Source organism: Saccharopolyspora sp. SCSIO 74807 (genome assembly GCF_037023755.1).
Classification (GTDB): Bacteria; Actinomycetota; Actinomycetes; order Mycobacteriales; family Pseudonocardiaceae; genus Saccharopolyspora_C; species Saccharopolyspora_C galaxeae.
Window position 1 is genome coordinate 3,436,363 of the sequence record NZ_CP146100.1, and the last position, 24,382, is coordinate 3,460,744.

Annotated in this window: 20 protein-coding genes; 12 read left to right on the forward strand and 8 right to left on the reverse strand. The window is 70.7% G+C overall.

Features of this window, described 5'->3' with window-relative positions; translation table 11 throughout:
* Positions 1 to 34 precede the first annotated feature (34 nt).
* The gene (locus V1457_RS15820; RefSeq protein WP_338595314.1) at positions 35 to 3,352 is read left to right on the forward strand and encodes a phosphodiester glycosidase family protein; all 3,318 of its coding nucleotides are present in this window, start codon (positions 35 to 37) and stop codon (positions 3,350 to 3,352) included.
* Between the two features lie 105 nt (positions 3,353 to 3,457).
* Positions 3,458 to 4,555 carry a DUF4192 domain-containing protein gene (locus tag V1457_RS15825; protein ID WP_338595315.1) on the forward strand — a complete coding sequence of 366 codons (1,098 nt, stop codon included), beginning with the start codon at positions 3,458 to 3,460 and terminating at the stop codon, positions 4,553 to 4,555.
* Positions 4,556 to 4,617: 62 nt separating this feature from the next.
* On the opposite strand, the gene galE is transcribed toward V1457_RS15825, so the two are convergent.
* The 3 genes from galE to V1457_RS15840 form a co-directional block, all read right to left on the reverse strand.
* A complete protein-coding gene (gene galE, locus V1457_RS15830) occupies positions 4,618 to 5,580 on the reverse strand; it encodes a UDP-glucose 4-epimerase GalE (protein WP_338595316.1) in 963 nt (320 codons plus the stop codon).
* Positions 5,581 to 5,649: 69 nt separating this feature from the next.
* On the reverse strand, positions 5,650 to 6,828 hold the full coding sequence (gene galK / locus V1457_RS15835) for a galactokinase (protein ID WP_338595317.1): 1,179 nt from the start codon (positions 6,826 to 6,828) through the stop codon (positions 5,650 to 5,652).
* Complete coding sequence (locus V1457_RS15840) at positions 6,825 to 7,520, reverse strand: metal-dependent transcriptional regulator (RefSeq protein ID WP_200071267.1); 696 nt, start codon at positions 7,518 to 7,520, stop codon at positions 6,825 to 6,827. The genes galK and V1457_RS15840 overlap by 4 nt, the downstream gene beginning before the upstream one ends.
* Before the next feature lie 135 nt (positions 7,521 to 7,655).
* Between V1457_RS15840 and V1457_RS15845 the strand changes: the two genes are divergently transcribed.
* From V1457_RS15845 to V1457_RS15870, 6 genes are all read left to right on the forward strand, one after another.
* Positions 7,656 to 8,507 (forward strand): sulfurtransferase, encoded by an 852-nt coding sequence (locus V1457_RS15845; protein ID WP_338595318.1) that lies wholly within the window; start codon positions 7,656 to 7,658, stop codon positions 8,505 to 8,507.
* 135 nt (positions 8,508 to 8,642) lie between these two features.
* A complete protein-coding gene (locus V1457_RS15850) occupies positions 8,643 to 9,818 on the forward strand; it encodes an acetoin utilization protein AcuC (protein ID WP_200071269.1) in 1,176 nt (391 codons plus the stop codon).
* Positions 9,819 to 9,898: 80 nt separating this feature from the next.
* A complete protein-coding gene (locus V1457_RS15855; RefSeq protein ID WP_200071270.1) occupies positions 9,899 to 12,664 on the forward strand; it encodes a bifunctional GNAT family N-acetyltransferase/acetate--CoA ligase family protein in 2,766 nt (921 codons plus the stop codon).
* Positions 12,665 to 12,732: 68 nt separating this feature from the next.
* Positions 12,733 to 13,617, forward strand: a complete 885-nt coding sequence (locus tag V1457_RS15860; protein ID WP_338595319.1) for an alpha/beta fold hydrolase — start codon at positions 12,733 to 12,735, stop codon at positions 13,615 to 13,617.
* A gap of 241 nt (positions 13,618 to 13,858) precedes the next feature.
* Positions 13,859 to 14,197, forward strand: coding sequence for a hypothetical protein (locus V1457_RS15865; RefSeq protein ID WP_295150985.1), 339 nt, complete (start codon positions 13,859 to 13,861; stop codon positions 14,195 to 14,197).
* Positions 14,198 to 14,486: 289 nt separating this feature from the next.
* Positions 14,487 to 15,215: a tyrosine-protein phosphatase gene (locus V1457_RS15870; protein WP_200071509.1), complete on the forward strand. Its 729-nt coding sequence runs from the start codon at positions 14,487 to 14,489 to the stop codon at positions 15,213 to 15,215.
* Between the two features lie 212 nt (positions 15,216 to 15,427).
* On the opposite strand, the gene V1457_RS15875 is transcribed toward V1457_RS15870, so the two are convergent.
* The 3 genes from V1457_RS15875 to V1457_RS15885 all read right to left on the reverse strand — a co-directional run bounded on the left by V1457_RS15875 (position 15,428) and on the right by V1457_RS15885 (position 18,768).
* Positions 15,428 to 16,402 (reverse strand): sigma-70 family RNA polymerase sigma factor, encoded by a 975-nt coding sequence (locus V1457_RS15875; protein ID WP_200071271.1) that lies wholly within the window; start codon positions 16,400 to 16,402, stop codon positions 15,428 to 15,430.
* A gap of 429 nt (positions 16,403 to 16,831) precedes the next feature.
* Positions 16,832 to 17,257, reverse strand: coding sequence for a D-aminoacyl-tRNA deacylase (gene dtd, locus V1457_RS15880; RefSeq protein ID WP_338604998.1), 426 nt, complete (start codon positions 17,255 to 17,257; stop codon positions 16,832 to 16,834).
* Positions 17,257 to 18,768, reverse strand: coding sequence for a class I SAM-dependent methyltransferase (locus tag V1457_RS15885; RefSeq protein ID WP_338605000.1), 1,512 nt, complete (start codon positions 18,766 to 18,768; stop codon positions 17,257 to 17,259). The genes dtd and V1457_RS15885 overlap by 1 nt, the downstream gene beginning before the upstream one ends.
* A gap of 115 nt (positions 18,769 to 18,883) precedes the next feature.
* Between V1457_RS15885 and V1457_RS15890 the strand changes: the two genes are divergently transcribed.
* The gene (locus V1457_RS15890) at positions 18,884 to 19,456 is read left to right on the forward strand and encodes an HhH-GPD-type base excision DNA repair protein (protein ID WP_295146181.1); all 573 of its coding nucleotides are present in this window, start codon (positions 18,884 to 18,886) and stop codon (positions 19,454 to 19,456) included.
* A gap of 1 nt (position 19,457) precedes the next feature.
* Here the strand turns inward: V1457_RS15890 and V1457_RS15895 are convergent, their stop codons facing one another.
* The gene (locus V1457_RS15895) at positions 19,458 to 20,123 is read right to left on the reverse strand and encodes a lysophospholipid acyltransferase family protein (protein WP_338595323.1); all 666 of its coding nucleotides are present in this window, start codon (positions 20,121 to 20,123) and stop codon (positions 19,458 to 19,460) included.
* Positions 20,124 to 20,305: 182 nt separating this feature from the next.
* On the opposite strand from V1457_RS15895, the gene V1457_RS15900 reads away from it, so the two are divergent.
* Both V1457_RS15900 and V1457_RS15905 read left to right on the forward strand, forming a co-directional pair.
* Positions 20,306 to 20,626 (forward strand): DUF3099 domain-containing protein, encoded by a 321-nt coding sequence (locus V1457_RS15900; protein WP_295146186.1) that lies wholly within the window; start codon positions 20,306 to 20,308, stop codon positions 20,624 to 20,626.
* A 50-nt stretch (positions 20,627 to 20,676) separates the two neighbouring features.
* Positions 20,677 to 20,931 (forward strand): DUF3039 domain-containing protein, encoded by a 255-nt coding sequence (locus V1457_RS15905; protein ID WP_200071276.1) that lies wholly within the window; start codon positions 20,677 to 20,679, stop codon positions 20,929 to 20,931.
* Between the two features lie 36 nt (positions 20,932 to 20,967).
* Here V1457_RS15905 and V1457_RS15910 read toward each other — a convergent pair whose 3' ends face one another.
* Positions 20,968 to 22,191 (reverse strand): YihY/virulence factor BrkB family protein, encoded by a 1,224-nt coding sequence (locus V1457_RS15910; RefSeq protein ID WP_338595326.1) that lies wholly within the window; start codon positions 22,189 to 22,191, stop codon positions 20,968 to 20,970.
* Between the two features lie 357 nt (positions 22,192 to 22,548).
* On the opposite strand from V1457_RS15910, the gene V1457_RS15915 reads away from it, so the two are divergent.
* Positions 22,549 to 24,327 (forward strand): DEAD/DEAH box helicase, encoded by a 1,779-nt coding sequence (locus V1457_RS15915; RefSeq protein WP_200071278.1) that lies wholly within the window; start codon positions 22,549 to 22,551, stop codon positions 24,325 to 24,327.
* Positions 24,328 to 24,382 lie beyond the last annotated feature (55 nt).

Sequence of the window (24,382 nt, forward strand, 5' to 3'; positions counted from 1 at the left end):
TGGTGCGCCGGTGTTCCGGTGTCGGGAGGGCGGATTGCGGTCTTTCGCAGTGGTGCTGTCGGGAGTCGTGCTGGCCGGTGGGCTCAGCGTGCCGAACGCTTCGGCCGCGGTGCCGACTCCGCCGGTGGAGGACGGTCCTGCCGCCTCGGTGCTGGAGAAGGGCCCGGTCAGCGTCCGCGCCGGCGGCCGAGATCGGTCCGAGGGAGTCGAGACGGCGCGCAACACCTCACCGGTAGCGCCCGGGCTGAGCCTGACGGAGTTCGAGCGCTATGGGCCGGACGGCTGGCTGCGCGGCGACGTGCTGACGGCCGAGCTCTCCGAACCCGGCTTGCGTCCCGAGTACTTGAGCCCTGGTAGTGCTTCGATGCGCAGCCCGCTGACCGAGCAAGCCGCGCGTTCGGGCGCTGTTGCCGGCGTCAACGGCGACTTCTTCGACATCGACGCCTCCGGTGCGCCGCTGGGTCCCGCCATGTCCGATGGTGAGCTGCTCAGCGCCCCGGAGGCCGGGAACAACGACGTCGCCGCAGTCGGCGGGCGGCAGCGCGCGGGGCGGCTGATGCAGCTCTTCCTCGAGGCGCAGCTGACTCGCGCAGACGGTGGGCGCACGCGGGTGACCGACTTGAACGTCCCGAAGGTCTCCGACGACGGCATTGCGCTGTACACGCCGCGTTGGGGCGACGCATCCCGCCGGTCCGCTGTGGACGGAGCGCACCGGGTGACCGAGGTGGAGGTCGCAGGTGACCAGGTCACGCGGGTTAGCCCTGCCCCGGCCGAAGGGCCGGTACCGCGCGGTTCGGTCCGTCTGCTCGGGGTGGGAGCCGGCGCCGATCAACTGGCGACCGTGCGCGTCGGCGAACGGGTGGGCGTGCACTACCGGCCCCGCACGTCGGGTGATGAACCGGATGTCGCCGTGGGCGGCAACAAGGTTCTGCTGCGCGACGGCGCGGTGCAGCAGGTCGACGACACCGCGCTGCACCCGCGGACCGCGGCCGGGTTCTCGGCCGATGGACAACGGATGTGGCTGGTCACGATCGATGGTCGGCAGGCCGCCAGCCGCGGGATGACCGAACTCGAACTCGCCGAGCAGTTGCGACGGCTCGGCGCGGACGACGCCATCAACCTGGATGGCGGGGGTTCGTCGACGCTGTTGGCGCGCCCGGAGGGCGGCAGCGCTCCGGGCGTTCGCAACTCGCCGTCGGAGGGCGAGTTGCGCCCGGTGCCCAATGGGCTCGGCTTCTCGACAGCACCCGGAAGCGGCCGGTTGCGCGGTTTCCGCGTGGAGCCCGGTGGTGGGCGGGTGTTGTCCGGGTTGACCCGTCGCTTCGCTGCGCACGGGCACGACGAAACCGGTGCGCCGGTTCCCGCTGGTCCGGAGTGGTCGGTGACTCCGGGAAGAGGGCGGATCGACAACGGTGTCCTGCGGGGTGGGCTGCCCGGAACCGCGGAGGTGACCGCGCACAGTGCAGCCGCCTCCGGGTCCGCCGAATTGACGGTGTTGGGCCCGCCCGTGCGGCTGTCTCCGAGCGTCGGGCGTGTCCGGCTGGCCGGGGAAGGTGCTCGCGACCGGTTCCAGATTCTCGGGCACGATGCGGACGGCTTCGGAACGTGGGTGGAACCCGCCGACGTGCACCTCGAATACGACTCGAATGCGGTGCGGATCGAGCCGGACCGGGACGGTTTCGCGGTGACTGCGCTGTCACCTTCGGCTTCTGCGGTGGTGACCGCGCGCGTCGGCGACAAGGTGACCCACTTGGGCGTGACGACGGGTGCGCAACCCCAGTCGCTGTCCACTATGGACGATGTCGGTGGGTGGCGGCCGAGCGGGTTCCCGCAGCCGGTAGGTGCTTCGCTGACGCAAGGCGAAGGCCGGGCGGGCACTCCTGGGCTGGCGTTGGACTACTCGCTGACCGGCAGTACCTCGACCAGGGCCGCCTACGTCAACGCCGAGCCGGCCTTGCCGCTGCCGGACGGCACGCAGCAGGTCGGCGTGTGGGTCAACGGTGACGGCCGGGGTGCGCGGCTGCGTGGCACGCTGCTCGATCCTGCGGGCGTTGCGACCACGGTGGACCTGGCGGAGAAGGTCGACTGGACCGGTTGGCGGTACGTGCAGGCGCCGATTCCGGCCGGCGCGTCCGGACCGCTGCGCTTGCAGCGCTTGTACGCGGTCGAGACGGACGGCGCCCGGCAGTACGGTGGGCGGTTGGTCTTCGACGACCTGACCGCTTCGGTCGCGCCCGAAGTGGACGTTCCGGTCACTCCCCAGCCGCAGGATCGTTCCGTCGTGCAGGACGGGACGTTGCGGCCGGCTCCGGGCGCTGTCCGGATCGCCGTGGTCAGCGATGCCCAGTTCACCGCGGACGACCCGGCGGGCCCGCTGGTCGAGCAGGCTCGCCGCGCGTTGCGGGAGGCGGTGGCGACTCGGCCGGATGCGCTGGTCATCAACGGTGACTTCGTCGATCGGGGCACTGCTGCCGACTTCGACCTGGCGCGGCGGCTCATCGACTCCGAGGTCGGTGATCGTGTCCCGTGGTTCTACGTGCCGGGCAACCACGAAGCGAACGGACCGGGCGATCTGCGCGAGTTCACCGCGGAATTCGGGGCACCGCAGCGGGTTGCCGACGTCGCCGGGACTCGGATGGTGTCGCTGGATTCCTCCTCCGGCGCGCTGCTCGGCGGCGGCTTCGAGCAAGTGCGGATGCTGCGTGCTGCGCTCGACCAAGCGCGGCGAGATCCACGGATTCGTTCGGTGGCGGTGTTTCTGCATCATCCGTTGGACGACCCGGGTGCCGGTGACGCTTCGCGGCTCGCGGACCCGAAGGAAGCTGCGCTGCTGAACCGCTGGCTCGCCGATTTCGAAGGTTCCTCCGGGAAATCGGCGGCATTGGTCGCCGCGCACGCAGGTACCTTCCATTCGTCCACAGTGGATGGCGTGTCGCTGGAAGTGAACGGAAATTCCGGCAAAGCCCCGGCGACCGCACCCGAGTCGGGCGGCTTCACCGGTTGGAGTCTGTTGCGAACGGGACCGCGCGGTGTGCGATGGGAAACGAAGCCGAACGTGGACCGGCTTGAGCTCGCTGCGCCCGCGAACGTCGAGGTCGGTGCTTCGGTGCCCACAACGGCCGAACTTTTCCAAGGTGATCGGGCCGTTCCGGTGCGGTACCCGGTGAGCGCCGATTGGCAGGGTAGCCCGGAAGTGTTCATCGGGCCGCCGGAGCAGGCATTTCCTGGAGCCGTGGCGGCGTTCGACCCGGACTCGGGACGGCTCACCGGGCTCCGGCCGGGACGTGGTGCACTCAGCGTGCACGTCAACGGGGCTAGGCAGGTAGCCGGATTCACTGTCACCCGTCGGTGAGTTTTCCGTTCTTGTTCGGCGATTCCGTCCACAGGGTCTCGATCCATCCACAGATCTCGGAATCGACCCTGCGCCGCATCCAGTTCGGGCACCGATGTTCTGGGCATGACCACTTCAACGCATTCCGTTCGGCTCGGCGACCCCGCGGACGTGCTGGCCGCCGTGCCGCACCTGCTCGGTTTCACCCCTTCCCAGTCGCTGGTGCTGGTAGCGCTGCACGAAACGAGCGACACCTCGGCCGCCTGCGGCGTCACGCTGCGAATCGACCTGCCGGAATCGGAGAACCACTCCGCGCTGGCCGAATACTTGGTGAAAGGGCCGTTGGCCAGGCAGGACGCGACCGCGGTCCTGCTGGTGATCGTCGGTACCGACGGCCGGGAACCGGACGACGCGGACGGGCAACCGGGAGCCTCGCCGCCGACGGATCACGCGGCGGGCGAGGCCGGGTCGCTGCCGTACAGCGGCCTGGCCGGGGTCCTGGCAGGAGCCTTCCGCGAGGCCGGGTTCTCGATCTGGCACCTGCTGTGGACGCCGCGGTTGCGGGCGGGCGGATCGTGGCAGTGCTACGACGACCCGACCTGCGGCGGCAAGATTCCCGACCCGAAAAGCTCGGCCATGGGCGCTGCGCTGGCCGCGTCCGGCGCGGTCACGTTCGAGAGCAGAAGCGAGTTGGAGCGGCTCGTCGCGCCGGAATCCGAGGAGTTGTCGGCGCGCTGGTCGGCGAAGCTCAACGAGCTGATCGAGGAATCCGCGCGGGAACCCGCCGGAGCTCGCAAGGACGTCGAGCTCGTACTCGGCGCGGTCGCCCGCACAGCGGCGAACGAGGCACTCACCGAGCTTGATCAGCTCCGGGTGCTGCTGGCGTTGTCCGACAGCCGCGTCCGCGACCTGTGCTTGAGCGCGGCGCTCGGGGACAACGCGATGGCCGCCGAGCAGCTCTGGCTGACCTTGGTGCGCAAAGCTCCCGCTCCCGAGGTCGCGGAGGTGGCCGCCATGCTGGCCTTCTCGGCGTACCTGCGCGGGGAGGGCGCGCTTGCCGGTGTCGCGCTGGAACGCATCGAGTCCTGCAGGCCTGAGCACCCGTTGGGTTGCTTGCTGCGGGGTGCGTTGGACGCCGGGGTGCCGCCGAAGCACTTGGAGTCGCTCACCCGGGACGCTATCCAGGACGCCAAGCTCACGATCGACGAGGACGAACTCTCATGAGCCGCTACCACCACGGCGGCGTCGGGTGCCGGCCCGACCGAGCCGGGATCGGGCCGATCCGCTCAGCCCGCGTTCCGACCGCGGGCGAACTCCCACGCGTCCCGCACGATCACGCCCAGATCCGCGTGCTTCGGCTGCCAGGAGAGTTCGCTGCGGGCGCGGTCGCTGGAAGCCACCAGCGTCGCGGGATCACCCGCCCGGCGCGGCGCCACCGCCGCCGGGATCGGGTGGCCGGTCACCTCCCGGCAGGTCTCGACCACCTGCTGCACCGAGAAGCCCGTCCCGTTGCCCAGGTTGTAGACCCGGTGCTCTCCCGGGCGGGTGTGCTCCAGCGCGAGCAGGTGCGCGTCGGCCAGGTCGGTGACGTGGATGTAGTCGCGGACGCAGGTGCCGTCCTCGGTCGGCCAGTCGTCGCCGAACATCTGGACCTGCTCGCGCAGGCCGAGCGCGACCTGCAGCACGATGGGAATCAGGTGCGTCTCGGTGGTGTGCCGCTCGCCGAACGCGCCATGGGCGCCTGCGACGTTGAAGTAGCGCAGGCTCGTCGCGCCCAGCCCGTGCGCGGTGGCGTACGAGCTGATGGCGTGGTCGATCGCCAGTTTCGTCGCCCCGTAGGTATTCGTGGGACGGGTCGGCGCGTCCTCCGGGATCGGCACGCTTTCCGGCTCGCCGTAGGTCGCAGCGGTGGAGGAGAAAACCAGCCGCGGAGTGCCGTGTTCGCGGATCGCTTCCAGCAGTCGCAACGAGGTGACCACGTTGCCCTGCCAGTACTTGTCCGGATCCTGCATCGACTCGCCGACCAGCGACTTCGCCGCGAAGTGCAGAACCCCGTCGTAGCCGTCGGCGAGCAGCTGCCCGGCGGTGTCGGCGAGGTCGGCCTGCACGAACTCGGCGCCGGCGGGCACCGCGTCCGCGTGCCCGGTGGAGAGGTCGTCCACCACGGTCACGTCGTGGCCGTTCTCCAGCAGCCGGGCGGCGCACACGCTGCCTACGTATCCCGCACCACCGGTGACGAGGAGCTTCACGGGGTTTCTGCCTTTCCGACGAAGGTGAACTCGCCCCGCCTGCCGCGGGGCGGGCGGGAGCGGGCGAGGCTACCGGTCGCGGCCGGCGCCGGCCGCCGGGGTCGCGGTGAACAACCGGGGCCTCTGCAACCGGTGCTCGGCGAAGGAGTCCAACACGGACCGGCCGATTCGCTCCCGCTCGGTGGCAGCTACCAGCGCGATCGCGGATCCGCCGAATCCCCCGCCGGTCATTCGCGCTCCCAAGGCACCGGCGTTCAGCGCGGCGTCCACTGCGATGTCCAGTTCCGGGCAGGAGATCCGGTAGTCGTCGCGCATGCTCACGTGCGAGGCGGTCAGCAGCGGCCCGATGGCGGCCAGGTTTCCGGCCTTGAGCTCGGTGACGGTTGCCAGCACCCGGTCGTTTTCGGTGACCACGTGCCGTACCAGCGGCCGCAGCTGCTCGGGAAGACCGGGCAGGGTGTCGTCCAGCTCGCCGGAGGAGACGTCGCGCAGTGCTTTGACGTCGAGCAATTCCGCAGCGCGCTCGCAGCCTCGCCTGCGCTCGCCATAGCCCGAGTCGCTGTGCGAATGCTTCGCACGCGTGTCGATCACGAGCAGTTCCAAGCCGGCCGAATCGGTGTCGAACGGGATCTGCGTGGTCTCCCCGGAACGAACGTCGAAGAACAGCGCGTGCGCTTCGGTGCAGGACAACGACGCGGTCTGGTCCAGCAGGCCGGTGGGGGCGCCGACGAAGTCGTTCTCCGAGATCTGCACCCACCGGGCGATCTCGGCCGTCGACGGGGAGCCCGGCGCCCCGGCGGGCCGACCGGCGATGTCGAGCAGCGCCAGCGCTACGGCGCATTCCAGAGCGTGCGAAGAGGACAGTCCGGCGCCCGCGGGCACGTCACCGGCGATGACCAGGTCCGCACCGGGAACGTCGATGCCTTGGCCGTGCAGCGCGTATGCGACGCCCGCGGGGTAAGCGGCCCAGCCCGCCGGCGAGCCGGGAGCGAGGTCGGGCACGCGCATCGGCCCGGCGCGGTGCAGCACACCGTCGTCACCCAGCGAGGCGACCGACAGCGCGCCGTCGGAACGCGCCGACGCTGCGACCGCGATCCGGTGCGGCAGCGCGATGGGCAGCACGAAGCCGTCGTTGTAGTCGGTGTGCTCACCGATCAGGTTGACCCGGCCCGGTGCCGACCAGACCCGTTCCGGGGCGCGTCCGTGCTCGCCGCCGAAGGCGTCGGCGGCGTGTTCGGCCGGGCTCACCTGGCGCGGACCAGGACGGCGTGCGCGATGCCCGGAGTCAGCTTGGTGCCGCCCTTGGCGCCCTTGACCTCGATCGGCTTGTTCACGCCGGTGACCGGCACGATCTCGATCTCGTGCGAAGGCATCAGCCCGACCTCCTTGAGCTCGCTCATCAGGTCGGGGTCGAGCTGCACGTGCTCGGCGATGCGGCACACCAGCGCCCGCCCGCCACCGCGGCGGGCGATCTCGTCGACGCGCTGCAGATCGGTTTCGGCGGACGGTGCCGACACGGCCATGCCGAGTTCGTCGAGGCCGGGGATGGGGTTGCCGTACGGGGAGGTCGCCGGGTTGCCGAGCAGGGTGACGAGCTTGCGTTCCACCGCCTCGCTCATCACGTGCTCCCAGCGGCACGCCTCGTCGTGCACGTGTTCCCATTCCAGGCCGATGACGTCCACCAGCAGGCGTTCGGCCAGGCGGTGCTTGCGCATCACGCGGATCGCCCGGCTCCGCCCGGCTTCGGTGAGCTCGAGGTGCCGGTCCTCGGCGACGGCGAGCAACCCGTCGCGTTCCATGCGCGCCACGGTCTGGCTCACCGTCGGCCCGCTCTGCTCCAGGCGTTCGGCGATCCGGGCGCGCAGTGGGACGACCCCTTCCTCTTCGAGGTCGTAGATGGTGCGAAGGTACATCTCGGTGGTATCGATGAGATCGTTCACGCTGGCTCCCCGTTGCAGTCCCACCACGATTCTAGTCCCGTGGCACTACCGCGGGTCGGTGGCTTCGGGTCGGCCGTTTCCGCTGTTCGACTGGTTCTTCTGCGCAGCTGTCCGCATTCGGATTGAGGGAGCCGCATGCACCCGTTGATCACCGTCGACGAGCTCGCCGCGAGGCTGGGCGAGCCCGGCGGCCCGGTAGTGCTCGACGTCCGCTGGAGTCTGCTCGGGCCGCCCGGCAGGCAGGACTACGAGCGCGGCCACCTACCCGGCGCGGTCTTCGTCGACCTCGACACCGAGCTGGCCGCGCCACCGGGACCGGGCGGCAGGCACCCGTTGCCCGCAGCCGGGGAACTGCAACGGGTGTTGCGACGCGCCGGTGTGCGGTCCGATCGCACCGTGGTCGCCTACGACGCGAACGACGGTTCCGCGGCCGCGCGGGCGTGGTGGTTGCTGCGTTGGGCCGGTCACCGGGACGTGCGGGTGCTCGACGGTGGCTACGACGCCTGGGTCGAGCAGGGCGAGCCCGTGACCACCGAGGTGCCCGAGCCGACGGAGACCGGTTTCGAGGTCGTACCGGGGTCGATGCCGGTGGTCGACGAGCAGGGTGCCGCGCGGCTCGCGCGCGAAGGGAGGTTGCTCGACGCCCGCGCACCGCAGCGGTACCGAGGGGAGACCGAACCGGTCGATCCGCGTGCCGGGCACATCCCGGGCGCGGTGAACGTGCCGTTCGCGCACAACGTGACCGCCGGAGGGAGGTGGAAATCCCCGGCGGAATTGGCTGAGCGGTTCCGGGACTCCGGGGTGGACGCGGACTCGGCGGTAGGTGTCTATTGCGGTTCCGGCGTGACCGCCTGCTCGAATCTGCTCGCGCTGGAACACGCGGGGCTGAGCGGACCTGACAACCCCGCTGCGCTGTACTCGGGTTCCTGGTCGCACTGGTCAGCCGATCCGGAGCGGCCCGCAGCGACCGGTCCGGAGCCGGGCTGAGCGGCTACCCGAACCGATCGTTGCAACGAGCGGCGGCGCCGAGCGCCGCGGTAGTGCGCAGTGCAGGGACGCCGGAGATCGCTTGTGCCCTTCGCCACTGTGGGGCCGCACACACGGCAGGTAGCGTCGGCCGCCATGGGCAACGACTGCGCGGTGGTCTGGGACGACTCGGTCCTGGACTACGACCTCGGCGGGCAGCACCCGCTGCATCCCGTCCGGCTCGACCTGACGATGCGGCTGGCGCGCGAACTCGGCGTGCTCGACGGGGTCGAGCCGCTGCGACCGCGTCCTGCCACGGACGAGGAGTTGCAACGCGTGCACCGGCCGGACTACTTGGCGGCGGTGCGGTCCGCTCCGACCTCGGGTTGGGACGTCGGGCACGGGCTGGGTACCGACGACAACCCGATCTTCGATCGGATGCACGAGGCCGCGGCGCTCATCGCGGGCGGTTCGCTGACCGCTGCCGAGCAGGTCGTCTCCGGCAAGGTCGATCGTGCGGTGAGCATCTCCGGCGGGCTGCACCACGCGATGGCCGAGCGGGCTGCGGGGTTCTGCGTCTACAACGACTGCTCGGTGGCCATCGCCGGAATGCTCGAGATGGGGGTGGAACGGGTCGCCTACATCGACGTCGACGTCCATCACGGCGATGGTGTGCAGGCCGCGTTCTACGACGACCCGAGGGTGTTGACCGTGTCGATGCACCAGCACCCGGTCACGCTGTGGCCGGGCACCGGGTTCCCCAGCGAGACCGGCGGTGCGGGTGCCGAAGGCACGGCGGTGAACATCCCGCTGCCGCCGGGCACGGACGACGCCGGTTGGCAACGCGCTTTCCACGCGGTGGTTCCTTCCGTGCTTGAAGCGTTCCGCCCGCAGGTGCTGGTGACGCAGTGCGGTGCCGACGCGCACCGGGAAGACCCGTTGGCCGATCTGTCGATGTCCGTGGACGGTCAGCGCGCGACCTATCGCAGCCTGCGTGACTACGCCGAGCGTTATGCGGGCGGCAAGTGGGTGGCGTTGGGCGGCGGCGGGTATTCGCTGTACCGCGTCGTGCCCCGCGCGTGGACGCACCTGCTGGCCACCGTCCTGGACAGGGACCTCGATCCGGCCACGACGTTGCCGCAGGACTGGCTGGCGCACGCGCTGCGGGTTGCCGGGAACGTACCGCTGCCGACGACGTTGACCGACAACGTGGATCCGTCGTTCGCGCCGTGGAGCGGTATCACCGACACCACGGTGGACACCGCGATCCGGGACACCCGGCACGAGGTGTTCCCGTTGCACGGTTTGAGTCCTGCGGATGTCCGGGACTGAGTCGGCCTTACCTACCTGGTTGGTGTCGACGGTGGTGGCGAGGGACCGCTCACCAGGACGGCTGGAAGGGTGATCGTTGGATGGGCAGCGGCCCGACGGAGCAGGACCCGGCCGATGCCGGGCAGGTGCAAGGACCGGTCAGCGCTGCCGGGATCCCGCCCGGGGACGCATTCTCCGGTGCGCAAGCGCGGTCGGACGCGCAGCAGGAATATCCGCGGCATTGGGAAGCCGACGTGGTCCTGTCCGACGGCGGCACCGTGCATCTTCGTCCGATCATCCCGGCCGATGCCGACCAGCTGGTCTCCTTCCACGGCAGGCTAAGCGACCGGACCCGCTACTTCCGCTACTTCGGCCCGTACCCGCGGATGCCCAAGCGCGATGTGGAGCGCTTCAGCAACGTCGACTACGCCAACCGGGTCGCCTTCGTGGCGCTGCTCGGCGACGACATCGTCGCGGTGGGGCGGTTCGACCGGCTCGGCGAGCGGGACTCGGCCGAGGTGGCCTTCGTCGTGCAGGACGAGCACCAGGGCCGCGGGTTGGGGTCGATCTTGCTCGAACACCTGGCGGCGGCCGCGCGGGATTGCGGGTTGCGGCGGTTCGTCGCCGAAGTGCTCGCGGAGAACTCGGCCATGGTGCGGGTCTTCCGCGACGCCGGTTACCAGGTCCGGCGCGCGATGGAGGAAGGCGTCGTGCACCTGGAGTTCGACATCGACCCCACCGAGGAGTCGCTGGCGGTGGCCCGCGCCCGCGAGCAGGCCGCCGAAGCCCGCAGCGTGCACAACCTGCTGCATCCGCGTTCGGTAGCGGTGATCGGCGCCTCCACCGACCATCGCAAGATCGGGCACGCGGTGCTGGTCAACCTGCTCACCGCGGACTTCGCCGGCCCGGTGTACCCGGTGAATTCGGAGCACCGCTCGGTGCGCGGCGTGCGCGCCTACGCGTCGGTGCTCGACATCCCGGACGACGTGGATCTCGCGGTGGTGGCGATCCCCGCGCCCGGCATCGACGAGGTGCTCGACGCCTGCCTGGCCAAAGGCGTGAAAGCGCTGGTGATCGTGAGTTCCGGGTTCAGCGAATCCGGCCCGGACGGCCGCGAGATCGAGCGCCGCATGGTGCGTTCCGCCCGCGTGCACGGGATGCGCGTGGTCGGGCCGAACGCGCTCGGCGTGGTCAACACCGACCAGGGCAACCGGCTCAACGCGACGCTCGCGCCGCGACTGCCGGGAAGCGGCCGGACCGGGTTCTTCTGCCAGTCCGGTGCGCTGGGCGTGGCGATCCTGGCGACGGCGACCGAACGCGGCCTCGGGCTGTCCACGTTCGTTTCGGCGGGCAACCGGGCCGACGTGTCCGGCAACGACATGCTCCAGTACTGGCAGACCGACCCGGCCACGGACGTGGTGCTGCTGTACCTCGAGTCGTTCGGCAATCCGCGGAAGTTCGCCCGGCTGGCTCGGCGACTGGCGCGCAGCAAGCCGATCGTGGTGGTCAAGTCGGGCCGCAACGCGGTTCGCGCCGGGCTGGCCGCCACTTCGGTGCAGGTCGACGAGACCAGCGTGCAGACCTTGTTCGAGCAAGCCGGGGTGATCCGGGTCGAGTCGGTGGCGCAGATGTTCGACACCGCGCTGCTGCTGGCGCACCAGCCGTTGCCCGCGGGGGAGCGCATCGCGGTCGTCGGCAACTCCTCGGCGCTGGGCATGTTGGCCGCGGATGTCGCGCAGGCCGAGGGGTTGCGGTTGTCCTGCGAACCGGTCGACGTGGGTGCCGCTGCCGAGCCGGAGGAGTTCGCGGCCGCCGTTCGCGAGGCCGCGTTGCGGGACGACGTGGACGCCTTGGTTGCGGTGTTCGCTCCGCCGGTCGCGGTGCCCGGCACCGCCTACGCGCGCGCGTTGCGAGAAGCGCTGCAGGAAGCGGGTACGACCGCGACCAAGCCGGTCGTCACCACGTTCCTCGCCGCCGAGGGGGTGCCGGACGAGCTCGCGGTTCCCGGCTCGGACGGTTCCGCGGCGTGGGGTTCGATCCCGTCCTACCCGAGCCCGGAGCGGGCGGTGCTCTCGCTGGCGCGCGCCACCCGCTATGCGCGCTGGCGGGCCGCTCCGCAGGGCCATTTCGTACGGCCCGAGGGCATCGCCGAGGATCGCGCGCGGGATGTGGTCGAGCGGTTGCTGACCGACGGCGAGCATCGGCTCACCGACGACGAGGCGGTGGAGCTGCTCGGCTGCTACGGCATCGAGCTGGTCCCGTTCCGTCGAGTGCGCGGTGCGGACGAGGCCGCAGCGGCCGCCGATGAACTCGGTTACCCGGTGGCGGTGAAGTCGGCGGGCGAACACCTGCGGCATCGCAGCGACCTCGTGGGCGTGCGGCTGGACCTGATCAACGCGGAGGCCGTGCGTGCAGCCTGCCAGGACCTCGCGCGAATGTCCGAAGTGGACGATGTCTACGTGCAGCGGATGGCGGATCGCGGCAATTCCTGCGTGATCGATCTGATGGACGACCCGTCGTTCGGCACGTTGGTCTCCTTCGGACTGTCCGGTGTGGCCAGTGAACTGCTCGGGGACAAGGCTTACCGGGCGGTGCCGATGACCGATGCGGACGTCGCTGCGCTGGTCCGGGCGCCACGGGCTGCTCCGCTGCTGGCCGGTTACCGCGGGGATGAGCCGGCGGACCTCGCGGCCGTGGAGGACCTGGTGTTGCGGGTCGCGACGCTGGTGGAGGACCTGCCGGAGGTCTGCGAGCTGACCTTGCAGCCGGTGCTTGCCTCGGCCCGTGGCGCGCAGGTGACCGGTGCGCGGGTGTCGGTGCGCCGCTCGTCGGCCGCGCCGGACACCGGCCCGCGCCGGCTCCGTTGAGAGCGACCTCCACTACGAGACCGACGCGTTCCGGTTATGGTGTGCCGGTCGATGAAGGGAGATCCGCCGTGCACGACCTGGAACTCGTGGAGCTGGGCACCGTCGAGGCCGGCGAACATCAGCTGACGATCCGCGCGCACCGCGGCGCGGATCCCGCTTCGCCGGTGATGATCGTGCTGCCCGCGATGGGTGTGCCCGCCCGCTACTACCAGCCGTTCCTGCGCTCGCTGGCCGCCCGCGGCCGGACGGTGGTCAGCTTCGACCTGCGCGGGCAGGGGGAGGCGCTGCCCCGCGCGCGGCGCGGCATCCGCTTCGGGTACCAGGACCTGATCGACGACACCGGCGCCGTCGTGGACCTCGTCGCGCGCAACTTCCCGCAGGCGCCGCGTTTCCTGCTCGGTCACAGCCTCGGCGGGCAGGTCGCGCTGCTGTACTCCGCGAGCCATCCGGATCGGGTGAGCGGCGTGACGCTGCTGGGTTCCGGTTCGGTGTGGTTCCGCAGCTTCCAGGGCAGCCGCGCGTGGAAGAACCTGGCCGGCACGCAGGTGGTCGCCGCGTTGTCCGCGGTGCTGGGCTGCTGGCCGGGCGAGCGGCTCGGCTTCGGCGGCAGGCAGCCGGCCGGGGTGATGCGCGACTGGGCCAGGCAGGGACGTTCCGGCCGCTACCGCCTCGGTGGCTCGGACACCGACTACGAAGCCGCGCTGGCCGCATCGGACGTTCCGCTGCTGACGGTCACCATGGACGGTGACGAACTCGCCCCGGAGTCCTCAGTGGACCACTTGGCGGGCAAGGCCGCGCGGTCCGCGCGCACCAGGCGGCACTACTCGTGCGAGATCGCGGGCGCGGCGAAGCTGGGGCACTACGCCTGGGTGCACAACAGCGACGAACTGGCCCGCTGGATCGGGGAGTGGGCGGTGGCCGCCGCTGTCGAGCCGGCGGCCGAAAGCGGCTGACCGGCGGGACTGCTCGACCTCCGGATGCGTTGATCATGGGTCGTGGTCCACAGTGCGCGTCCGGAGAATCCGATTTCCGAGCAACCTCGATGCGGCCCGGTCCCGTCTTCGGGGCATGAGACCGCTACACACCACAGTGGGCGCAGGCGCCCTGCTTCTAGCGCTTTCCGCCTGCGCCGGACAGCAAGGAGACGTCGGTTTCGGTGGGCAGCCGCCCGCACCGCAGGAACCTCCGGCACCGGTGCAGCCGAAACCTCAGCAAGAACGCACACCGGTACCGGCGAACCTGATCAAGGCCAACATACCCGGGCAGTCCGGAACGCCGCGGGTGTGGACCCAGGACGGTGGCAACGTCGTCGTCACCACCGGTCAAGAAGGCGGCTGCAGCAAGGTGCACGCCGAGGTCGCCGACCAGAACGCCCAGCAGGTGAAGGTCCTGCTGGTCAACGAGACCCCGGAACCGCCGGGGATCTGCACGATGGACCTGCGCCACCCGCCGGTCGCGGTCCAACTGGACCAGCCGCTGGACCAGCGCACCGTGGTGCTGGAAGAGCGCGACGTGCAGGTACCGCGCCGCTGACGTGCGGACCTGCGCGCCGCAGGCACTTCTCCCGCAGGAGGTGGGGCTCCTGCGGGAGAAGTGCGTTCGCGCGTGAGTGGTGTGTAGCGAGGGCCGGGAGGTGCCACGGGCGCCTCCCGGCCCGTCTCATCGCGCGAACGACTCCTGCGGGCCGGGAATCGCGCGAACAAGCCCCCCGACCACGCCGAACGCACTGCTGAACCGCTGTGCCGGGTCGGGTCTGTCGCCGGTCCTGCCCACCTGCGACGCTGTTCGTCGGAGACGATCGATGGGAGGGACTCGGGTGTCCATGACGGATCCGGCGGTGGGCGCGCTCGACGGGCTGGTGAACCTGCGGGACCTCGGCGGCGTCCCCGCCGAGGACGGCGTGCTCACACGTTCGGGAGTGGTGCTGCGCAGCGACGCACCCAGGAACGGCGACCGCGCGCCGGAGGAGCACGCGTGGCCACCGCGAGTGGTGCTCGACCTGCGTGATGCCGCCGAACTCAACGGGGTCGCGCACCCGCTCGCCGCGGAGGCGCAGGTGCACCAGATCGAGCTGCTGGCGGGCATCCACTCGGCGGAGGTGAACCATCCGCTGCCGGTGCTCTACGAGTTGATGCTGGACAAGGCCGCGCACAAGCTGGTGCGGGTGTTCCGGCTCGCGCTGGAAGCGGACGGGCCGGTGCTGGTGCACTGCGCCGCGGGCAAGGACCGCACCGGGGTCGTCTCGGCGATGCTGCTCAGCGCGGTGGGCGTGCGCCGGGACGCGATCATCGCGGATTACGTGCGGACCGATCGGAACATGTTCCGCGTGCTGCAACGCCTGGAGATGGCGCCCGCGTTGCCGCCCGGGGTCACCGAGGAGGACGTGCGGGACCTGATCTCCACGCCGGTGGAGGCCATCGAAGGCGTGCTGTCGCGGTTCGAGGAGCACGAAGGTGCCGCGGCGGGCTGGCTGGCCGAGCACGGGGTCACCGAGGACGAGTTGTCGCGCTGGCGGCGACGCTTCCTGGACGAGACCGGCGCTGAATCCTGAGTCCGGCCAGCGCTGTGTGCGGCTAGCGCTGGGCTCGGCGAGCACAACCTCGAGCAGCGCTGCAAGCGCTGAACCACCGGGCGAGCATGCGAAAGGCCGGACCCGCCCTTGCGGCGAGTCCGGCCTTCCGGGGTGAGCGACCGGAAAACCGGTCGCGAACGTTCACTGCCGAATGCTTCCGTGACGAAAGTCACGTGTCAACGGCGCTGCCCTCAGCTGGCGTAGGCGCGCAGCCGGTCGGCCCGGTCGCCCTGGCGCAGCTTGGACATCACCTCGCGCTCGATCTGGCGCACCCGCTCGCGGGAGAGCCCGAACGCCTTGCCGATCTGGTCCAGCGTGCGCGGCTGGCCGTCCTCGAGGCCGTAGCGCATCCGGATCACCGCCGTCTCCCGCTCCTCCAGGGTCGACAGCACCCGGCGCAGGTCGTCCTGCAGGAAGCCGGAGATCACCGCGTTCTCCGCGTCGGCGGACTCGGCGTCCTCGATGAAGTCGCCGAGCGGCGCGTCCTCCTCCGCCCCGACCGGCATGTCCAGGCTCACCGGGTCGCGGGAGTGGTCGAGCAGGTCCACGACCTTCTCCGTCGCCAGCCCGCTCTCGGCGGCCAGTTCGTCGTCGGTGGCCTCCCGGCCGAGCTTCTGGTGCAGGTCGCGCTTGATCCGGGCCAGCTTGTTGACCTGTTCCACCAGGTGCACGGGCAGCCGGATGGTGCGGGACTGGTCGGCCATGCCGCGGGTGATGGCCTGGCGGATCCACCAGGTCGCGTAGGTCGAGAACTTGAAGCCCTTGGTGTAGTCGAACTTCTCCACCGCGCGGATGAGCCCGAGGTTGCCCTCCTGGATCAGGTCCAGCAGCGGCATGCCGCGGCCGGTGTAGCGCTTGGCGAGGCTGACCACGAGGCGCAGGTTGGCCTCCATCAAGTGGTTCTTGGCCGTGCGGCCGTCGCGCACCACCGCCCGCAGGTCGCTGCGGCGTTCGGGCGCGACGTTGCTTTCCGTGTCCAGCACGTGCTTGGCGAAGACGCCGGCCTCGATCCGCTTGGCGAGGTCGACCTCCTCCTGCGCGGACAGCAGCGCGGTGCGCCCGATGCCGTTGAGGTAGACCCGGACCAGGTCGGCCGACGGCCCCTGGCCGTCGAGGTCCGCCTCGACGGAGACATCGGTGGGGTGGTTGGTCTGCGGGACGGTCATTGAGCTCCCTCCCTGACGGGCTGGCTTGCGGGCGTGCTCACGGCGCTGGCTGCGCGGTGCCGAGTCCGCGTACGCTCGGTGTTGCGGGCCGATCGGGCACGCCTTCCGTATGTGGACGGTTGTGCTTGTCTGCTGGTCGGTGCGGTGCCGTTGTGGTGAGCGGTGCCGCTTTGGTCTCGTCCGGGCTGTCAGTTCGGAGTGGTGCGCCGTGTTGGGTGTTGTGGCTCCACTCCGCGCCCGGCCGAGCCGCGCCGCACGCCTTCGCTCGGTGCGGCGGTGTGCGGCCGTGGGCCGGACTGTCGAAGCTGGATACCTGTAAAACGAACGTGACCTCGAATTCGTTCCCGGACTTCTCCACCGGCAGACGTCGCGGCCGTCACATCCGTTGCTCCGCGCAGTCTGAGGATCTGCTGAGAACCGGCGTTACATTCAAGCGTCGATCAACAACGTGAATGGTCCGTCGTTGACGCTGTCCACCGCCATCTCCGCACCGAAAACCCCGGTCGCCACCCGCGCACCGCGTTCGCGGAGACGCTCGACGACCTCGTCGACCACCGGTTCGGCCTGCTCAGGGCGGGCGGCCTCGGTCCACGACGGGCGCCGGCCCTTGCGCGTCGAGCCGTACAGCGTGAACTGGCTCACCACCAGCAGCGGGGCGCCGGTGGTGGCGCAGGACTCCTCGTCGCGCAAGGCCCGAATCTCGTGCAGTTTGCGGGCCATTCTGGCGGCCTGTTCGGAGCCGTCGGAATGTGTCACACCCAAAAGCACCAGGAGCCCGGGTTCTTCGATCTTGCCGACCGCCGCGCCGTCGACGGTCACCGATGCCCGCGTGACGCGACTGACCACTGCCCGCATTACTCGTCGTCCGCCCATTCCGCCGGGATCACCATTCCGTGCCGGACGAGTTCGCGGAACATCGGCACCGCGGCTTCGGCGAGTTGTTCCGGATCTTCCCCCGAACCGATCGCCAGCAGCTCGACCAGATCCCGCAGCGGCATCGCGCCGTGGCAACCGGCGAGCAGCCGCACGCCGAGCTCGTCGATCTCGTGCTGCCAGCCGGGACCGTCGGTGCGGTGCAGCCGGTGCAGGAACCGCTCCCAGCCCTCGTCGCCGCGGGAGGCGAACTCCTCCAGCACGGTGGAGGACGCGGTCATCAGCCGCGCCGAGAGCAATCCTTCCGCGGAGCCGTGTTCGCGCAGCCAGTCGACCCGGCGCAGCCACGCATCGCTCTCCGGCCCCAGCGGATCGTCGAACGCCTGCCGCAGGTCCTCGCAGACGACTTCGCCGCGTTCGGACCCGGCACGGCGCAACGTGACGAAACCGAACCCGACGCCCTCGACGTCGTTCGCCGCGAACCAGTCCAGCCATTCCGCGGCTTTGCGGCGCCCGAGGGCAGAACGCGGATCGAACCCCGCATCGCGCAACCAGGTCCCGACGTAGAGCGCCGGGTCCGCGACGTCGCGCTGCACGAACCAGGCGTCCACGCCGCCGGGCGGCAGCCAGCCGGCGACCCGGTCCTGCCAGTCCTCGCCCTTGCGGTGCAGCCAGGAGGCGAGCAACTGCCCGGTACCGCCTTCGTTCAGGAACGACGGCAGCTGCCGCACCATCAGCGCACTCGCGTCGTCGCCTGCGAGCCCGGAGTCGCGGTAGACGTAGTCGGTGCGCGCCGGGCCGACGACGAACGGCGGATTGCAGACGACCTGGTCGAACCGCTGCCCGCGCACCGGCTCGAACCACTCGCCCGCGGCGAGTTCCACGTCGATGCGGTTGAGCCGGAACGTCGCCGCGGCCAGTGCCAGCGCGCGCTGCGACACGTCCGTGGCGGTGACCCGCTGCGCGTGCGTGCTCGCGTGCAGCGCCTGCACACCGCAGCCGGTGCCCAGGTCCAGCACCGAGCCGACCTGGCGGCGGGAGGTGGCCCGGACAAGGCTCAGCGACGCTTGTCCGACGCCGAGCACGTGGTCGGCGCTGGTCGCCCAGCCGTCCGGCCGGGTGTCGGCGTCCAGGTCCGAGACCACCCACCACGAGTCCTCGCCAGCGCTGTGCGGCCGGATGTCCAGCGCGGCGCGCACCCGGTCGCCTTCGGCCGCCAGCAGGCCGCCCGCGATCGCCTCGGAGAGCGGCAGCGGGTGCAGCGCCTGCTCGACGTCCCCGGCCTGCTCGGCCTCGCCGAGCAGGAACATCCGGATCGCGGTGCCCAGCGGTCCGCCGCCTTCGGTGGCGCGCAGCGCCGGCTCCGGTTCGCCGCGGCTGAGCGCGGCATGCGCCTGCGCGCCGAGCAGGTCGACGACGCCGTCCGTGCCGTAGCCGATCCGCAGGAACGCCTCGCGGAGGCGGTCGAGTCGATCGTTCGTCAAGTCTGGGATCACGAGTTCGATCCTCACACGCCCCCGGGGCACCCGCACCGACCGAGGTGCCGCCACGCACCGGCGCGAGCTCCGCCCGGGCCCATCGCCCGGGCACCCGTGAGAACCTGGGCGCATGAGCCGGACGCTGCACCTGACCCAGGACGCCGAAGCCGACGAACTGCTCTCGCGCGACCCGCTGGCCCTGCTGCTGGGCATGCTGCTCGACCAGCAGATCCCGATGGAGAAGGCGTTCGCCGGCCCGAAGGTGCTCGTCGAGCGGCTCGGCGAACTGGACGCGCACCGCATCGCGGCGATGGACCCGGAGGAGTTCGCGCAGCTGTGCTCCACGCCGCCGGCGATCCACCGGTTCCCTGGCTCGATGGCCAAGCGGATCCAGACGTTGTGCCGGTACCTGGTCGACACCTTCGACGGCGACGTGCGCGGGATCTGGACCGGCGAGGACCCGGACGGGACCGCGGTGCTCAAGCGGCTCAAGGCGCTGCCCGGTTTCGGTGACCAGAAGGCGCGGATCTTCCTCGCGCTGCTCGGCAAGCAGTGGGGCGTGCAGCCCGCGGGCTGGCGGGAGGCCGCTGGTGCCTACGGCGATCCGGAGGCGCGGCGCTCCATCGCCGACGTGCTCGACCAGCAGACGCTGGAAGAGGTCCGGGCCTGGAAGAAGCAGCAGAAGGCCGCCGCGAAGAAGTGACTCAGGCCGCGGCCGACGACTGGTAGCGGTCCACGTATTCCTGCTCGGACAGCTCCGAGATCGCGTACATGATCTCGTCGGTGATCGACCGCAGGATCGGCAGCGCACTCTCCATGCCGTCGTAGCGGGAGAAGTGCAGCGCCTCGCCGAAACGAACCGTCACGCGGGTGGGCCGGGGGAACTTGGCGCCCTTCGGCAGCAGGTCGGCGGTGCCGCTGAGCGCCACCGGGACGACCGGCGAGCGCCCGCTCAACGCCAGCCGCGCCACACCGGTGCGGCCGCGGTACAACCGCCCGTCCGGGGAGCGCGTGCCCTCGGGGTGGATGCCGAACGCACCGCCTTCGGACAGCACCCGCTGAGCGGTGCCCAGCGCTTCCTTCGCCGCCCGGCCGCGGCCGCGCTGCACCGGGATCGCGCCGAGCGCGCCGAACGCGTTGCGGGTGAGCCGGTTCTTCAGCCCGCCGCCCTCGAAGTACTCGGCCTTGGCCAGGAACGACACCGGCCGCGGCACCACCAGCGGCACGATGAAGCTGTCGGCCACGGACAGGTGGTTGATCGCGAAGATCACCGGTCCGTCCGCGGGCACGTGCTGCAGGCCGTGCACCCGCGGCCGGTACACCGCGCGGGCGACCGAGCCGACGATCCGCTTGGTCAGTGTGTAGAACATTCGAACCTCCCCGCCGCGTCCCGGCACCGCCTCCGGGAATCTATCCGGACCGTGGTGCGGGCTCGTGGCGGCCATGTGAACTCCTAGAGCCGATCCCGTGTAGCGGGGTGGCGCATCGCGCAGCCCCGAGGGTGTCCACCGTTCCACTGGAGTGGGACGATGGCGGACGTGGAGGTGGTGTCGTGAGCAGTTCCGAGCATGGCGACGACACCCCGGTGCTGATCACCGAGGCGGAGCCGTCCTACGACGATCAGCAGGCGGCGCGGCGCCGCAAGTACGCCATCATGATGTCCTTGCGGATCCCCTGCCTGGTGGCGGCGGCCGCCTGCTACCAGATCTGGTGGCTGGCGCTGATCATCCTGGCGATCTCGATCCCGCTGCCGTGGATGGCGGTGCTGATCGCGAACGACCGGCCGCCGCGCAAGACCGAGCACGTCAACCGGTACCAGCACGAATCGCGCGCGCTGGAGTCCCGCGAGCATCGCGTGATCGAGAACCCCTGAACCCGCCAGGTGATCCGCGCAGCGGCGGCCCGGTGCGGCATCATGGACGCATGAGCACCATGACGCTTCCGGAAACCGACGTCCGGCCGGACACCACGGAACAGACCGAGGACGACCGGCCCGAGGTCTTCCACTACGTGCAGAAGGACAAGATCGCCGAGAGCGCGGTCATGGGCACGTACGTGGTGGCGCTGTGCGGCGAGGTCTTCCCGGTGACGAAGTCCGCGAAGCCGGGCTCGCCGGTGTGCCCCGACTGCAAGAAGGTCTTCGAGAAGTTGCCGCCCGGCGGTGGCGACGACGAATGAGCTGAGCACCACCGGCCGCGGCGGCGGGGCGCCCGCTCAGCCGCGGTCCCGGCGCGCCCGAGGTTCTTGCCCGAAGCGCGCGGGCACGGCCGTGCCCCCGAAGCCGGTCGGCGGCTTCGCTCCCGAGTCCTCCCGATCGCCTTCCCGCCAGGCCCGGTAGCCCTCCTCGGTGCGTAGCCGCTGCTCCGCGCGCCGCATCTCCAGCCGCCGCCAGCGCCGCCGCTCCTTGCGCGTCATCTTCGCGGGCCACAGCTCCTGTATCGCGTTGTTGAACTGCGCACCGATGATGATCGCCAGCCCGATGAAGAACGCGAACAGCAGGAACGCGATCGGTGTGGCCAGCGCCCCGTAGGTGTAGCCGGTGCTGGTGACCCAGGTGATGTAGAGCCGCAGGCCGACGCTGGAGCACAGGAAGACCACCATGGCCAGCAGCGCCCCAGGCAGCCCGCGGTGCCACGGCAGCTTCCGCGGCAGCGCCACCTTGTAGAGCGCGGCCAGCGCCAGCACCAGCAGCACTCCGGTGGCCGGGTAGTAGAACACCCGGATCAGCCAGGCGATGTCGTCCTGCCATTGCGGCGGGAAGACCGTGGGCAGCCAGTCCGGGCCGAGTGCTATGACCGGCAGCCCGACCACGGCGAGCAGCAGGCCCACCAGGTACAGCAGCAGCGCGAAGATCCGCTGCCAGACGCTGTGCCGCACGGTGTACTGGTCGTAGGCGAGGGTGATCGAGTCGACCAGCGAGGCCAGCGCGGACGAGCCCGCCCACAACGACAGCAGGAAGCCCACCGACATGATCTCGGTGCGTCCCTTGGTCAGGATGTCCTCCACCGTCGGCCCGATGATCTGGTCCACGACGTTGGCGCTGAACACGGTGTGCGCGAACGACAGGATCTTGCTGTGCACCGTGTCGACCACCACGGGACCGAACCAGTCGCCGACGAAGCCCAGGCTGCCGAGGAACCCCAGCAGCAGCGGCGGCAGCGACAGCGTCTGCCAGAAGGCGGCGGCCGCGGACTCCGAGAAGATGTTGTCCCACCACGCCTTGTGCACCGTGCGCCACACCAGCCGCAACGGCCCCCAGCGGACCGGGTCCGCGCGGGTCGCCGCGGTGGTGACCGAGCCGATCTCCGGGGACTGGATCACGGGAGCCTGATCGTCGAGCGGGTCGGCGGCCGGTCCGGCACGCGCAGCTGACGGCTCCGGCTCGCGGCCGTGCTGGCCGGGCCGTTGGCTGTTACCGGTCGGACCTGTGGAACCCATCGCACGTACCAGGATGCTGCATAGGGCTCACCAACGAGCGTGCACCCGGCCAACCGGGGGTGTCGGAGTGATCTCAATCCGATCCGCGGGTCGGTGCGACCGGACGGCCGGAGCGGGACGGTAAGCTGCCGGGGCGCCATCGGCGGATCGCCCGGCTGGACGCGACGACGCGCGGCCGAGGGTGCTGATCAGGTCCCGCGGTCCGCCGCGGGCCTGCCGACCGGAGTCGATCCGGCCCGGTCGATCGCAGCCCGGTCGCTCGCGGGAATCCACCGCGACGCCGGGTCGCCCGAGCGGCGCCCGCGATCCGCGCCAGGAACGTTCGGGGAAAGGCACAGGAAGGAGCGGCGAGCAGGCTTGTCCGAGTCGCAACTCGACCATCCCGTCCGATCCGTTCTCAGCGACCCCGCCGACACCGCCGGACGCCCGCTGCGGGCGTGGCAGCGGCGGGCGTTGACCCGGTACCTCGCGAAGAAGCCGCGGGACTTCATGGCGGTCGCCACGCCGGGTGCAGGCAAGACGACCTTCGGGTTGCGAGTGGCCGCGGAACTGCTGGGGGACCGGACCGTCGAGGCGGTCACGGTGATCACTCCCACCGAGCACCTCAAGCACCAGTGGGCGCTGGCCGCCAACGCCGCGGGCATCCCGCTGGACCCGGACTTCCGCAACGGCGACGGCATGACTTCCAGCGACTACGTCGGAGTGGCCGTCACCTACGCGCAGATCGCCGCACATCCGACGCTGCACCGGGTGCGCACCGAGCGCCGCAAGACCCTGGTGATCCTCGACGAGATCCACCACGCCGGTGACGCGAAGTCCTGGGGCGATGCGGTGCGCGAGGCGTGCACTCCGGCGACTCGGCGCCTCGGGTTGACCGGTACGCCGTTCCGCAGTGACGACACGCCGATCCCGTTCGTGAACTACGAACCGGACGCGGACGGTTCGATGCGCAGCGCCGCCGACAGCTCCTACGGCTATTCCGAGGCGTTGCAGGACGGCGTGGTCCGCCCGGTGATCTTCCTGGCTTATTCGGGCGAAACGCGCTGGCGCACCAACGCGGGCGACGAGTTCTCCGCCCGCCTCGGGGAGCCGCTGACCGCCGAGCAGACCGCGCGGGCCTGGCGCACCGCGCTGGACCCGGCGGGGGAGTGGATCCCGTCGGTGCTGCGGGCCGCCGACACCCGGCTCAACCAGCTCCGGCAGAACGGGATGCCGGACGCGGGCGGGCTGATCATCGCCTCCGACCAGGCCAGTGCCAAGGCGTACGCGAAAACGCTGCAACGGATGACCGGTGAGGAACCGGTCGTGGTGCTGTCCGACGATCCGAAGGCGTCCGGCCGGATCGCCGAATTCGCCGACTCCGACGACCGCTGGATGATCGCGGTGCGGATGGTCAGCGAAGGCGTCGACGTCCCCCGGCTGGCGGTCGGCGTCTACGCCACCAGCGCCTCCACCCCGCTGTTCTTCGCGCAGGCCGTGGGCCGGTTCGTGCGCGCCCGCCGGGAGGGCGAGACCGCGAGCATCTTCCTTCCCAGCGTGCCGGTGCTGCTGGGCCTGGCCAGCGAGCTCGAAGCCGAGCGCGATCACGTGCTGGGCAAGCCGCACCGGGAGAAGGAGGGATGGGACGAGGAACTGCTCGCCGAGGCCAACCGCACCAAGGACGAACCCGGCGAGGAGGAGAAGGCGTTCACCTCGCTGGGCGCCGATGCCGAGCTGGACCAGGTGATCTACGACGGTTCCTCGTTCGGCACCGCCGCGTTCGGCACCACCGAGGACGAGCAGGACTACCTGGGCCTGCCCGGGCTGCTCGAGCCGGACCAGGTGCGCGCGCTGCTGCGGCAGCGCCAGGAGCAGCAGCTGCACGAGGTCGGCAAGCGTGAAGCCGAGGACAAGGCGCAGAAGGCCGCGGAGCGCGCGGAGGAGGCCAAGCAGCCCAGCCGTCCGCAGAGCGTGCAGGAGCGGTTGCAGGGTCTGCGCAAGGAGCTCAACACGCTCGTCTCGTTGCACCACCACCGGACCCGCAAACCGCACGGCAAGATCCACAACGAGCTGCGCCGCGTGTGCGGCGGTCCGCCCACGGCGATGGCGACCGTGGAGCAGCTGGAGGAGCGCATCGCGACGCTGCGGTCGTGGTGATCTACTCGTCCGGGTGAACGGATCTTCGATCCGTCCCGGCGCGACCTGGGTGTGA